At 59.9% G+C, this 13,186-nt stretch carries 13 protein-coding genes; 7 read left to right on the top strand and 6 right to left on the bottom strand.

What is annotated here, in order from left to right; translation table 11 throughout:
* Window positions 1–174 precede the first annotated feature (174 nt).
* The 4 genes from QSK43_RS26670 to QSK43_RS26655 all read right to left on the bottom strand — a co-directional run bounded on the left by QSK43_RS26670 (window position 175) and on the right by QSK43_RS26655 (window position 6,034).
* Window positions 175–1,269, bottom strand: a complete 1,095-nt coding sequence (locus QSK43_RS26670; protein ID WP_332305981.1) for a quaternary amine ABC transporter ATP-binding protein — start codon at window positions 1,267–1,269, stop codon at window positions 175–177.
* A complete protein-coding gene (locus QSK43_RS26665; protein ID WP_332305980.1) occupies window positions 1,262–2,170 on the bottom strand; it encodes an ABC transporter permease in 909 nt (302 codons plus the stop codon). The genes QSK43_RS26670 and QSK43_RS26665 overlap by 8 nt, the downstream gene beginning before the upstream one ends.
* A gap of 260 nt (window positions 2,171–2,430) precedes the next feature.
* On the bottom strand, window positions 2,431–3,441 hold the full coding sequence (locus tag QSK43_RS26660; protein ID WP_332305979.1) for an ABC transporter substrate-binding protein: 1,011 nt from the start codon (window positions 3,439–3,441) through the stop codon (window positions 2,431–2,433).
* 493 nt (window positions 3,442–3,934) lie between these two features.
* Window positions 3,935–6,034 (bottom strand): S9 family peptidase, encoded by a 2,100-nt coding sequence (locus QSK43_RS26655; protein ID WP_332305978.1) that lies wholly within the window; start codon window positions 6,032–6,034, stop codon window positions 3,935–3,937.
* 235 nt (window positions 6,035–6,269) lie between these two features.
* Between QSK43_RS26655 and QSK43_RS26650 the strand changes: the two genes are divergently transcribed.
* From QSK43_RS26650 to QSK43_RS26635, 4 genes are all read left to right on the top strand, one after another.
* A complete protein-coding gene (locus tag QSK43_RS26650; RefSeq protein ID WP_045017236.1) occupies window positions 6,270–6,671 on the top strand; it encodes a DUF930 domain-containing protein in 402 nt (133 codons plus the stop codon).
* A 104-nt stretch (window positions 6,672–6,775) separates the two neighbouring features.
* On the top strand, window positions 6,776–7,684 hold the full coding sequence (locus QSK43_RS26645; RefSeq protein ID WP_332305977.1) for a dihydrodipicolinate synthase family protein: 909 nt from the start codon (window positions 6,776–6,778) through the stop codon (window positions 7,682–7,684).
* Window positions 7,685–7,736: 52 nt separating this feature from the next.
* The gene (locus tag QSK43_RS26640; protein ID WP_332305976.1) at window positions 7,737–8,477 is read left to right on the top strand and encodes a polysaccharide deacetylase family protein; all 741 of its coding nucleotides are present in this window, start codon (window positions 7,737–7,739) and stop codon (window positions 8,475–8,477) included.
* A gap of 231 nt (window positions 8,478–8,708) precedes the next feature.
* The gene (locus QSK43_RS26635) at window positions 8,709–9,785 is read left to right on the top strand and encodes a bifunctional transcriptional activator/DNA repair enzyme AdaA (RefSeq protein ID WP_332305975.1); all 1,077 of its coding nucleotides are present in this window, start codon (window positions 8,709–8,711) and stop codon (window positions 9,783–9,785) included.
* 64 nt (window positions 9,786–9,849) lie between these two features.
* Here QSK43_RS26635 and QSK43_RS26630 read toward each other — a convergent pair whose 3' ends face one another.
* Window positions 9,850–11,034, bottom strand: coding sequence for an AI-2E family transporter (locus tag QSK43_RS26630; RefSeq protein ID WP_332305974.1), 1,185 nt, complete (start codon window positions 11,032–11,034; stop codon window positions 9,850–9,852).
* An 83-nt stretch (window positions 11,035–11,117) separates the two neighbouring features.
* Window positions 11,118–11,978 (bottom strand): VOC family protein, encoded by an 861-nt coding sequence (locus QSK43_RS26625; RefSeq protein WP_332305973.1) that lies wholly within the window; start codon window positions 11,976–11,978, stop codon window positions 11,118–11,120.
* Here QSK43_RS26625 and QSK43_RS26620 point away from each other — a divergent pair.
* Genes QSK43_RS26620 through QSK43_RS26610 form a run of 3 tightly spaced genes read left to right on the top strand, consistent with a single transcriptional unit; the run spans window position 11,965 to window position 13,045 of the window.
* A complete protein-coding gene (locus QSK43_RS26620) occupies window positions 11,965–12,213 on the top strand; it encodes a hypothetical protein (protein ID WP_332305972.1) in 249 nt (82 codons plus the stop codon). The genes QSK43_RS26625 and QSK43_RS26620 overlap by 14 nt on opposite strands.
* A gap of 41 nt (window positions 12,214–12,254) precedes the next feature.
* Complete coding sequence (locus QSK43_RS26615; RefSeq protein WP_332305971.1) at window positions 12,255–12,665, top strand: universal stress protein; 411 nt, start codon at window positions 12,255–12,257, stop codon at window positions 12,663–12,665.
* Window positions 12,666–12,724: 59 nt separating this feature from the next.
* Complete coding sequence (locus QSK43_RS26610; protein WP_332305970.1) at window positions 12,725–13,045, top strand: TraR/DksA family transcriptional regulator; 321 nt, start codon at window positions 12,725–12,727, stop codon at window positions 13,043–13,045.
* Window positions 13,046–13,186 lie beyond the last annotated feature (141 nt).

The following is a 13,186-nucleotide window of genomic DNA, read 5'->3' as shown; positions in this document are numbered from 1 at the left end:
CAAAAGACCTCCGCCAGATGCAGTTCAACTGGGAGCCGATTTAAACCGGACAGTAGTGCCCTTGAGGCGAGGATCCATTTTACGACAATAAGCTCCCGGCCATGGATCCTCGCCTCAAGGGCGAGGATGACGTCGAGTGTGGGGCAAGGCGTGTCGACGCCCGGAATGCACGGGTCACGCCGTTTCCTTCTCGGCCAATGCGATCGGTTCCCGGATTGACATCCCCTCGACCTCGGCCTCGGGTTGCTGCGCTGCGGGCGTGACCATGGCCGCCACCAGCGTGTCGAGGCCGATGGCGCCGACCGGTTTGCCGTCTTCATCCACCACATGGGCGTTGGTCTCGTTCGCCTCCGACATATCGCGAGCGATGGTTTCCAGCGTCGCGTTTTCCGGCACGGACATGCCCCAGGGTTTCGCCGTCAGCGGTTCCATCACTGTGGTCGCCTGAAGCACGCGGCTGCGATTGACGTCGCGCACGAAGTCGGTGACGTAACCATCCGCAGGGGATAGGATGATGCTCTGGCCGTCACCCTGTTGCACCACTTCGCCGTCTTTGAGGATGGCGATGTGGTCGCCGAGCCGCAAAGCCTCGTCCAGATCGTGGGTGATGAATACCACGGTCTTTTGCAGCTCCTGCTGAAGATCGAGCAGCATCGTCTGCATATCGACGCGGATCAGCGGATCGAGCGCCGAATAGGCCTCGTCCATCAGGAGAATGTCGGCATCATTGGCAAGCGCGCGGGCAAGGCCGACACGCTGCTGCATGCCGCCGGAAAGCTGGTTCGGATAATAATCCTCATAACCATCCAGACCGACGCGATTCAGCCAGTAACGGCCTTTCTCCTCGCTGTCCTTGCGCGGCATGCCCTGAATATCGAGGCCGTAGACGCTGTTTTCCAGCACGGTGCGATGCGGCAGGAGGCCGAATTTCTGGAACACCATTGCCGTTTTGTGGCGACGGAACTGCCGCAGTGCCGAAGCACTCATTCCGCAAATGTCCTCGCCGTCGTAGAGAACCTCACCCGCTGTCGGATCGATCAGCCGGTTGATGTGGCGGATCAGCGTCGACTTGCCGGAACCGGAAAGCCCCATGACGACGGTGATCTTGCCGCCCGGCATGGTGATGTTGATATCGTTGAGGCCGAGAACGTGGTTGTGCCTGTCGTTCAGCTCGACCTTGTCCATCCCGGCCCGCACCGCTTCGAGGTATTTCTCGGGATGCTTGCCGAAGATCTTGTAAAGATTCTTGATTTCGATGCTTTTAGCCATGGGAAACCTCGCGGTATTTCTGCAGACGCTTGCCGAAAGCCTGGCTCGCCCGGTCGAACATGATGGCGATGGCGACCAGAGCGAAACCGTTCAGGAAGCCCACCGTGAAAAACTGGTTGTTGATGGCTTGCAGCACATTCTTGCCCAGCCCGCCGACACCGACCATGGAAGCGACGACGACCATGGCGAGCGCCATCATGATGGTCTGGTTGATGCCGGTCATGATGGTGGGCAGCGCTAGTGGCAGCTGCACGTTGAACAGCTTCTGGCCGTTGGAGGAGCCGAAGGCGTCGGCCGCTTCCAGCACTTCCCGGTCCACCAGGCGGATGCCGAGGCTGGTGAGGCGGATGACCGGCGGAATGGCGTAGATCACCACCGCAATCAGGCCCGGCACCTTGCCGATGCCGAAAATCACCACCACGGGGATGAGATAAACGAAACTCGGCAGGGTCTGCATCACGTCGAGCACGGGATTGATGATGCGCTGCAAGCGTTCGGAGCGCCCCATCAAAATGCCGAGCGGCAGGCCGATGACGATGGCGATCAGCGTGGCGATGGCGACGATGGAGAGCGTCGTCATGGCGTCACGCCACAGGCCGACGGCGCCGATCATGAACAGCGAGATGGCGGTGCCACCGGTGATCTTGAAGCTGCGCCCGGCCAGATGCACGATCGCCAGAATGACCAGCATCGTCACGATCCACGGGGTCTGGATGAACAGCCGCTCCGAGGAATTGAGGAAGAGTTGCAGCGGATGCACGATCACATCGATCGCATCGCCGTAATTACGCACGATGTCGCGAAAACCGTCATCGATGGTCTTGCGTGCCACACGCATCGTGCCGTTGTCGATAGCCGGAAACTTGCACAGCATATCCGGCAGATAGTTACAGAGGGCCATTATTGTTGTTTTCCCTTTGGTTATAGGAGGCAGGATGGGCGTGGAGGTCGGAGCGCGGAGCACCCCCCTCTGTCCTGCCGGACATCTCCCCCTCAAGGGGGGAGATCGATCTGCGGCAAGGTCTCGCCCATCACAAAAGTTGCGATTTGGAGGAAAGGGTGCGTCCAGCCGATCTCCCCCCTTGAGGGGGAGATGCCCGGCAGGGCAGAGGGGGGTAAAGCCACGGATAGAAACCGAAGCTTCCCCCTCCTGTCAGGCGATCACATCGAAGCCTTGATCTTCTCCGCCACCTCGGGCGAAACCCACTTCGTCCAGATATCCTCGTGGTTTTCGAGGAAATATTCCGCGCCGTCCTCGTTGGTGCCCTGGTTTTCATCCATCCAGGCAAGGACTTCTGCGACCGTCTTGTTGTCCCAGTTGCGAGCCTTGATGTAATCCATCGTCACGCCGGCCTTGCTTTCGAAGTCCTTGGTGATGACGGTGTAGACATCGGCCACCGGATAGGCGTTGACCTTGGGGTCGGCGCAATCGACCTTGGCTGTGCAGTCGTCAAAATGGGCGCGGTCGAGTTCGACGCCGTCATCCAGCTTCACCATTTCGTATTTGCCGAGAATGGCGGTGGGCGACCAGTAATAGCCGAGCCAGCCCTGCTTCTTTTCGAAGGCGTTGGCGATGGAGCCGTCAAGTCCGGCGGCCGAACCGGTATCGACCAGGGTGAAGCCCTTTTTGTCGCCTTCGCGCGCCTTGTAGAGATTGGTGGTCGTCACCTGACAGTTCCAGCCGGACGCGCAATTGTGCACGGCGCCCTTGCTGGCATCTTCCGGGGCGGGGAAGAGTTCGGGGTGTTTCAGCGCATCCTCGACGGTCTTGATATCAGGATGTTCGTCGGCGATGAATTTCGGAATCCACCAGCCTTCGACGCCGCCTTCGGTCAGGATTTTCGATGCTTCGATCATGCGGCCTTCCTTGACGGCCGCATCCAGAGGCTCGCGCACGGCATTCACCCACAATTCGGGCGCCATATCCGGCTGACCTTTTTCGTTCATGGAGGCAAAAGTCGGCATGGTGTCGCCGCTGATGACGTTGACCGTGCAATCATAGCCGTTTTCCATGATGAACTTGTCGACGTAAGCCGCGACACCTGCGGATGCCCAGTTCATTTCGGCGATGGTGACGTTGCCGCACTCTTCGGCGGCATTGGCGGAATTTGCTGCACCGGCAGCGATGAAAAAGCCCGTTACGAGAATGGTCGAGGCCAGGAGTTTCTTCATGGGAGACCTCCAAGTCTGATGCAGTGTTTTCAACTGGCAAAGCGGGAGCACTGCAAAGCCCGGATTGCCAAGGGCGAACTGACATGGCGCGTGAAAATGCCGAAAAAATCCGGCGTTAAGAATATCCGCAAGACGTGTTGCAGGGTTGCCGCAGGAAGGGCGGCGAAAAGGCGCATGAATATGTCAACGATCGGCATAATACGGCCAGAAAGTGATATTGCAACGTGAAATGGCGCATTGCAGCTATGCGCTCAATTTTCGCAGGATTTTATAACGTCGTATAATACATGGGCGTTATTTGAATTTTTGCAGGATATATTTTAAGTTGCAGTAACTGGAAATGAAAATTCATATGTGACGGAAGTGGTGTTTATAGAAAAATCCAAGTCGAGTTTTTGTGGAAAAAAATATTCATAAAGAGGTTTTTGTGGGTATTTTCGTCCCACATGAGGCCGGGCGGCGGTTGAATCGCCGCCCGCTCTAAGTCAGTCCGTCATACGGTGTCCTTGCCCGCCACCTTCAGCGCGAAGGCATATTCGAAGGCGATTTCCTCCAGCCGCTGGAAACGGCCGGACTTGCCGCCATGGCCCGCAGCCATATTGGTCTTGAGCAGGATGGGGGCTTCCCCGGTCGTCTTTTCGCGCAGCTTCGCCACCCATTTGGTCGGTTCCCAATAGGTCACGCGCGGATCGGTGAGGCCGGAAAGCGCCAGAATCGGCGGATAGGCTTTCTCGCCGACATTGTCATAGGGGCTGTAAGCGGCGATCCACTGATATTCCTCTTCCGATTCCAGCGGATTGCCCCATTCCGGCCATTCCGGCGGGGTCAGCGGCAGCGTATCATCAAGCATGGTCGTCAACACATCCACGAAGGGAACGGCGGCGATGATGCCGGCGAACTTCTCCGGCGCCATGTTGGCGACAGCACCCATCAGCATGCCGCCGGCCGAACCGCCTTCCGCGATGATGCGGTCATAGGAGGTAAAGCCTTCCTGAACCAGATGATCGGCGGCAGCGATGAAGTCTTTGAACGTGTTCTGTTTGCCTTCCATCTTGCCGGTTTCGTACCACTCGAAACCCTTGTCCTTGCCGCCGCGAATATGGGCGATGGCATAGATGAAGCCACGGTCTGCCAAGGACAGCGTGGTGGTGGAGAAGGAGGCGGGAATGGAGATGCCGTAAGCGCCATAGCCATAAAGCAGGCAGGGGGCGGAACCGTCGAGCGCCACGCCCTTGTGATAGAGCAGCGAGACCGGCACCAGTTCGCCGTCATGGGCGGGCGCCATGATGCGGCGGGTGATGTAATCGTCCGGATTGTGGCCGGAGGGCACTTCCTGGGTTTTCAGCAGCGTGCGCTCACGCGTCACCATGTCGTAATCGAACAGCTGGCTCGGCGTCGTCATCGAGGAATAGGAAAAACGGATGACGTCGGTGTCGTATTCCGCAGCGCCGTGCAGGCCGAGCGAATAGGCCTCTTCGGCAAAGGCGATGGAATGTTCCTCGCCCGTGCGGCGGTCACGAATGACTATACGCGGCAGGCCGTCGCGGCGTTCCAGCCAGATCAGGTGGCGGGCATAGGCATCGACGGAGAGAATGAGGCGGCCCGGCTCATGCGGGACGATCTCTTTCCAGTTTTCCTTGCCCGGTGCGGTGACCGGCGTTTCCATGATGCGGAAATCCTTGGCGTCGCCGTCATTGGTGAGGATGTAGAAGACATCGCCGCCTTCGCACATCGAATATTCGATGCCCTCTTCGCGCTCCGCCACGACGGCAGGCTCGGCCATCAGGTCCTTCGTGGAAAGAATGCGGTATTCGCTGGTTTCATGGTCGTGAATGTCGATGAAGATGAAATCGTCCAGAACCGAAGCGCCGACACCCATGAAGAAGCCGGGGTCCTTTTCCTCATAGACCAGCCGGTCGGCCGATTGCGGCTCGCCGATAATGTGGTGGAAGACCTTCGAGGGGCGGTGGTTCTCATCCTGGAGCGTATAGAAGAAGCTCTTGCCATCGGGCGCCCACGCGCCACCACCGCCGGTATTTTCCACGACGTCGGCAAGGTCTTCGTCGGTTTCGAGATTGCGGATGCGTAGCGTGAAATATTCCGAGCCCTTGTCGTCATAACCCCAGATGCCGTGACTGTGATCGGAAGACTGGTCGAGACCGGCGAGACGGAAATAGTCCTTGCCCTCGGCCTCCTTGTCGCCGTTCAGCAGCACATGTTTTTCGCCGCCATCACGCGGGGTGCGGAAATAATGCGGCTGCTCGCCGCCGGTCACGTACAGTGTGCCATAGGCATAAGGCCCGTCATTGACCGGAACGGAGGAATCGTCCTGCTTGATGCGGCCTTTCATCTCCTCGAACAGCTTCTCCTGAAGCGCCTTGGTGTCGCCCATGGCCGCTTCCATATAGGCGTTTTCCGCTTCCAGATGGGCGCGGATCGCCGGGTCGAGAAGGGTAGGGTCCTTGAACATGGCCTGCCAGTTATCGGCCCGGAACCATGCGTAGTCGTCGGTGCGGGTGATGCCGTGATGCGTGTCCTGAACGGGCCGTTTTTCGGCGGTCGGTTGAGCGGGCAGGTTTTTGAAAATCGGCAAGGGAAACTCGCTTTCCTGTAAAAATCCGTGGGCGGTACCAGATGCGGCACCAAGATGTAGAGCGCCCCTCCCGGCCGATCAAGTTTCAAATCTCCACAGCCGTAATGAGGCTTGGGCACAATTTCGTCAGCTTTCGATCACATTTTGGCAATATCTGGCAAATCGGCGATGATGCGCGCCGGCCGCCGGTCTGCCGCTCATCGACAAGAACAAACGAAAAAACTGACAGGATCCCATGCGAAAGCTTCTTCCCGCTGCCCTTTCTGCCTTTTTCCTTGCCTTGCAGGCTTTCACGCCCGCTTTCGCGATAGATGCCAGCGTCATGCGGCAGTTGAACGCGCTCGCTCCCGAGGAGCGCCTGGAGCAGCGCTGCGATATCGAGGCGATGGAGAGGATAGCGACCGAGCAGAAGGGCATGCGGCCGGACAAGGTCATCGCCTATACATTCGGCGATCCCGAGGTCGGCAATAATTCCATCAAGGCGCCGGGTGCGGTCTTCAGAAGCGCCGGCGAATGGTACAAGCTCAAATACAAGTGCCAGCTCAAAAGCGACAGCCTCAGCATCCAGTCCTTCGATTACCGCGTCGGCGACAGGATCCCCGAAGAGCAGTGGAAGAAGTTGTATCTTTACGACTGATCGCCGATTTTTCGGCTGCCGATGAGACTTTAGTTCCCGCTTTTCTTGCCGCCCCATCCAGCGCTCTGTAACCCTGTTCCCCGATCGAAATGAGGGACATGGACATGGCGACGCGATTCAAGGGACTTTCGGCTTTTCCGATCACGCCGGCCGATGAGGCCGGGCGGGTGGATACGCAAGCCTTTTCAGCTCTCATCGAGCGGCTTGATACGGCGGCGGTCGATTCCGTCGGCATTCTCGGCAGCACCGGCATCTACATGTATCTGTCGCGCGAAGAAAGACGCCGGACAGTCGAGGCGGCTGCGGCGGTCCTCAAGGGCAAACGCACCCTGATGGCCGGTGTCGGCGCGTTGCGCACCGACGAGGCCGTAGCGCTGGCGAAGGACGCGGAAGCCGCCGGTGCGGATGCGCTGCTTCTCGCACCCGTTTCCTACACGCCGCTGACGCAGGAAGAGGCCTATCACCACTTCGCCGCCGTCGCTGGCGCAACGGCCCTGCCGCTCGCCATCTACAACAACCCGTCGACGACCCGGTTTTCCTTCAGCGACGAGCTTCTGGTGCGGCTCGCCTATATCCCGAATATCCGCGCCATCAAGATGCCGCTGCCGGTCGATTCGGATTATGCAGGCGAGCTTGCACGGCTGCGGCCGAAACTCACCGACGGTTTCGCCATCGGTTACAGCGGCGACTGGGGATGTGCCGAGGCGACGCTTGCGGGAGGCGACACCTGGTACAGCGTCGTTGGCGGCCTGCTGCCGGTTTCGGCGCTGCGGCTGATGCGGGCCGCTGAAGGTGGCGATGCGGAGGAGGTGCGCCGGATCGATGCGGCCTTCCAGCCGCTCTGGGCGCTTTTCAAGGAATTCGGCAGCATCCGCGTGGTCTATGCCGCCGCAAACATGCTGTCATTGACGGTGTGCGAGCCGCCCCGGCCGATCCTGCCGCTGACAAGTGCTGAACGCCAGCGGGTGGAAGAAGCGCTGGACGCCTTGTCTTCGCTGGAAGCCGTGCCATAATTCGGGCGTTTTGCAGGCGGATTGCCACGTCCTCACATTCCGGAAAATGAAAATGCTGCATCGCCTGCCTTTCACCAGTCTGCCCTTTGCCGCTCTCTTCCTGTCTCTCTCGACCGCTGCTTTCGCGGGCACGGGTCTTGTCGAGCCGACCCTGAAAATGACGCCACGGCATGACGGCAAGGTGCGGGTAGCGATGACGCTGGACGCCTGCATGGGCAAGACCGATCACCGCATCCTCGATACGCTGGTGAAGGAGAAAATCCCGGCAACGATCTTCGTGACCGCCCGCTGGCTGAAGCACAATGGCGAGGCGCTCGCAGTGCTCATGGCGCATCCGGATCTGTTCGAGATCGAAAATCATGGCGAAAACCATGTACCGGCGGTGGACAAGCCCGTCTCCATCTACGGCATCGCCGCCGCCGGCTCTGAAATCGCGGTCGAGCAGGAGGTCGAGGGTGGCAGGCAGGCGATCGTCGCGGCCACCGGTCTTCAGCCGCAATGGTTTCGCGGCGCGACGGCGAAATACACCACCTCGTCCATGATCATCATCAACAGGCTCGGCATGCGGGTGGCGGGTTATTCCGTCAATGGCGACGGCGGTTCGCTGCTTGGTGCCGCCACGACGGCGAAACACATCGCCTCGGCCAAGGACGGCGACGTCATCATCTCCCACATCAACCAGCCCACGCATGAGGCGGGCGAGGGTGTGGTGAAGGGCCTTCTGGCGCTGAAAGCCCGCGGCGTGATTTTCACAAGGCTGGACGATCCGTCCTTTTCGCCGCCGGGGAATTGAGCGGAGCGGCTTTCTCCTCATTCCTGTGCATGTCACAGGAATCCAGCCAGCCCAAGTCCTTGGGCTGAAAGGACTCCTCCCCGCCGTGCAGGCGCACGTCGACTGGATTCCTGTGACAAGCACAGGAATGAGGGAGGCGAGGGTGCGCCTGCGTCTGCGTCCGTCATACATCCCCACATCCACGCCCGTTTTTCGGCGGCATGCCGGCAAAATTTGCGCTAGCATCCTCTCATGCTGTTCAAACGCCCCGACACCGAAACCCTGTATTCCGCCCTTGTGAACAAGGACCCCGCCTATGAAGGCGTGGCCTATGTGTGCGTGACCTCGACGAAGATTTTCTGCCGTTTCACCTGCACGGCGCGAAAGCCGAAGATCGAAAATTGCCGGTTCCGCGAGACCATCGCCGAATGTCTGGAGGCGGGCTTCCGCCCCTGCAAGCGCTGCAAGCCGATGCTGTCCTATGGTTCCGCCGACGAGACCGTCACTGCACTTTTGACGGCGCTGGAAAACGAACCAGCGCGGCGCTGGCGCGAGGAGGATGTGGTGGTGATGGGGCATGATCCCTCCACCGTGCGCCGCACCTTCAAGCGTCGTTTCGGCATGAGCTTTCTGGAAATTGCGAGACTGCGGCGGCTGGGGGATGCGGCGACGAACCTCGCGTCAGGTGAAGCTGTGATCGGCGCGCAGATCGATGCGGGTTACGAATCCGGCAGCGGTTTCCGCTCGGCCATCAACCAGTTTTTCGGCACGTCGCCCGCCGCCATGAAGGGCAAGGGTTTCCTGAAGGGCGACTGGATCGACACGCCGATCGGCCCGATGCTGGCGGTTGCCGACGACCACGCCCTGCATCTCCTGGAATTCGCCGACCGGCCGGCGCTTCCGGCCGAATTGAAGCGGCTGAAGGCTCGCACCGGCGCGGACATGGTGCTGGGCAGGACACCCGTGACCGGCCAGATCGCGACGGAACTCGCGACCTATTTCGCCGGACAATCGGCTGACTTCGAAACCCGGCTTGCGGGCCACGGCACGCCGTTCGAGCGTGATGTCTGGCGCGCATTGCGGGAGATCCCGGCGGGAGATATCGTCAGCTATTCTTCGCTTGCGACGTCGATGGAAAGGTCGTCCGCCGTGCGCGCCGTTGCCCGCGCCAATGGCGCCAACCAGATCGCCATCGTCGTTCCCTGCCACCGGGTGCTGGGGGCGGATGGCAGCCTGACCGGTTATGGCGGCGGGTTGTGGCGCAAGAAATGGCTGATCGAGCACGAGCGCCGCATGGCGAACAAGACGGCCCTGTCGTTGGCATCCTGAAGGGCCTTGGCGCGTTTTATCGTATTTCGGGCGGAAAACCGGTACCCGCTTTTCCTGGAACTGCTTAATCCGGCAGTTTGGGAACGACCCGACGTGACGGAAAGAGTTCCCGCGTCAATGTCATGGCGATCAGTGACAGCGGCAGCGCCAGCATGGCGCCCGCAGCCCCCCACATCCATGTCCAGAAGATGATCATCACGAAGACGAGGAAGGGGTTTATCTCCATGTTGCGGCCCACCACCGCCGGAAAGGCGAGGTTTTCCATCAACAGGTGAATGGTGAAGAAGATCGCCGCCGGCAGCAGCGCCAGAATGATATTCTCATGGGTGATGATGCCTGCCACCGTCAGCGAAATCGTCATGGCGGTGATGCCGAGAAACGGCACGAAGCTGGAGAGGAAGGCGAACAGCCCCCATAAAAGCGGCATGGCCAGCCCGCCGAAATAGGCGATGACCACCATCGTCACGCCAAGCCCGGCATAGATCAGCGCCGCCGTGGCGAAATAGGTGCCGAGCACTTCCTCCACGGAACCGATGATGCGGATGGCCCGTAGCCTCTGGTGCCGGGCCGGAAAGGCCATGATGATCGCCTTGCGCAGCCGCAGCCGGCTGTAAAGGAACATCAAAAGCGCCGCGAGGAAGATCAGCCCCTGAATGACGGCGGGGGTGACGTTGGCCCCAAGCACCGAAATGATCTCGCCACTGCGCGAAATCAGCGATTCCATCGACATCGACCCCATGCTGAAGGTCGCCGCCGAAATATTCAGCCATCGCAGACTTTGCAGATAGGGCAGGAAGCGGTCGATGCTGCGTTCGATCAGCGCCGGTCCTTCCGTGGCGAGCTGCGACAGCGGATCGATCAGCGAATTGACGACGAGAAACATCACCGCCGCCACAAGGGTTGAGAGAATGAGCGCGACGCCGAAGCCGGGAATGCCGTAGGAGCCGAGTTTTTCCGCCGCGATGCCGAGGATCATGCCCACGACGATTGCCATCACCACCGGGATGAGGATGAGCGACAATTCGTGAATGACCGCCATCGATACGATGACAAAGATGCCGATCACCGACCATGCGACGACCACATCCAGCGCTTCCCGGCCAAGCGGTTGCTGGCTGCGCGCATCGTCGCGGCGCGATCCGTGCGTCGGCGTTTCCAGCGGATCGGCTCTTGCCACCGCAACGGCCCCATTGTTGGCAGCAGCGCTGGCCACAGTGCCGGTTTTGTCCGGTCTGGCATTTTCATTCATCGAACAGTCCCCCAATAAAGTGAGAAACGTTCGAAAAATGTGGCGGTTCCGGGGCGGCGCCAAATTTCTGCCGCCCCGTTTCGTTACGCGGAAAGCTTGAGACCGATGCCCCAGGGATCTTTGAGGGCGATGCCGTCGCTTTGCCGTTCCGTGGCGATTTCCAGCCGGTCGAGTGCGGCGATGGCGTTGTCGAGAGCCGCGCTTTCGTTGAATTTCAAAGAATAACCGGAAAGGCCGGTCATATTGTCCTTGCGTTCCGTGGCGCCGCGGCTGTTCCAGATATTGGCCGCGACATGGTGGTGATAGGCCCCGGAGCCGAAAAAGCTGGCCCCCGGATACCGCGCCATGATCTTCAGCCCCAGCACATCCTGATAAAATTCATCCGCCTGCGGAATATTGCCGACCTGCAGATGGATGTGGCCGATCGCCGTTCCCTCGGCCGCACCGTTGAAGGCCGTCTTTGGTGCGTCGTCGTAAAGCGCCTGAAGATCGAGGCGCAGCGTGGCCATCTCCACCGTGCCATCCTGCTGGTATGTCCATTCGGACGGGGACCGGTCGCGATAGACCTCGATGCCGTTGCCCTCCGGGTCGGCGAGATAAAGCGCCTCGCTGACCATATGGTCGGACGCGCCCTGAAGCTGGATATTGTTGTGGGCGGCATGCGCCAGCCAATGGGCAAGATCCTGCCGGCTCGGCATCAGGAAGGCGGTGTGGAACAGGCCTGCGGCATTGCGCGGCGCGCGTTCCGCAGCAGCTGAGGTGGAAAGCGTCAGCAGCGGCTGGCCGTTGACACCTAAAACCTCACCGCTCGGGCTTTTCTCGATGACGGAAAGACCGATGATCTTCTGGTAAAAATCCGACACGCGCGGCAGATCGTGAACGACGAGATGAGCCTGGCCGACATAAGCCGGTCGCGTCAGGGCGAATTGTTTGATTTCACTCATCATAATCTCCATATTGAATCCGACGCGCCGAGGCGTGGATCGCCCGTCGCCGACATCGGCCGACGCCGCTTTGCGGCGTTTGTCGAAAGTGAATATGGGCGGATTTCGTCGTTCAGAAAAGACCACCATCTGGCGATTGACCGTCCACTATTCGTTGACAATGCCCGGTTCCGGCTCTCGCCCCGGCTTTGACGTCGATCAAGGCGAAGGACGCGCCGGCGGGGAATATGAGTGAGCCCGACACGCGAACGGCAGATTACGCCAAAGGAGACAACCATGTACAAAAAGATCATCGTACCGGTAGACCTCAGCGCCATCGACAAGGGAGAAAAGATCCTTGCCAAGGCAAAGGCGCTGCTGGATGTCGACGGCGAGATCGTTCTCATCAACGTGGTCGAGGAACTGCCCGGCTACATGGCGATCGACCTGCCCATCGACCTCATCGAAAATGCCATCAAGGACGCCAAGACGAAACTTTCGGACATTCAGGCAAAGGCCGGTTTCAAGGGCAAGCACGAGATCAGAAGCGGCGCGCCGGCGCGTGAAATCATTGCGGCTGCCGAAGAGCACAAGGCCGATCTCATCATCATCGCATCGCATATGCCTGATTTTACCAACTATTTCATCGGCGCCACCGCCGACCGCGTGGTGCGCCACGCCAAGTGCTCGGTGCTGATCGACCGGTAAGGCTTGAGGTTACAGGGTTGCGGGCGAATATCCGCCCGCACCGGCTGGAGGAGAAGACCATGAATGTCGAAAGTTACGAGAAAATCCTGCGCGACCGCCAGCGCGAGCTTGATAGCCGCCTGCACAGGATCGAGGCCGATTTCGAGGAGCCGCGCAACCCCGATGACAACGACCGCGCCGTCGAGCGCAACAATGACGAGGTGCTGGACGAACTGGGGCAGGTGGGGCAGGACGAACTGCGCGCTATCGACGCAGCCCTCGACCGCATCGCGAACGGCACGTTCGGCACCTGCGTCAAATGCGGCAAGCGGATTTCGGATGAACGCCTGAAGGCCGTGCCCTATACGCCGTTTTGCCAGGAATGCGCTGCGGCGTTGTGAGGCGTGACGTCGCCACTTGTTTCTTCTCCCCGCCGGGGGCTGTTGCAAAACCGTTGAACTATGGTTCACTGTCTTTATCGACGGAGGATTGTTTGATGGTTGAGAAGAGCGCCGGTCAATTCAGTTTTGCGGATGCGCTTG

It is taken from the genome of Rhizobium sp. GR12 (assembly GCF_036596185.1).
Classification (GTDB): domain Bacteria; phylum Pseudomonadota; class Alphaproteobacteria; order Rhizobiales; family Rhizobiaceae; genus Agrobacterium; species Agrobacterium nepotum.
This window is presented reverse-complemented; position numbering and strand designations above follow the sequence as displayed.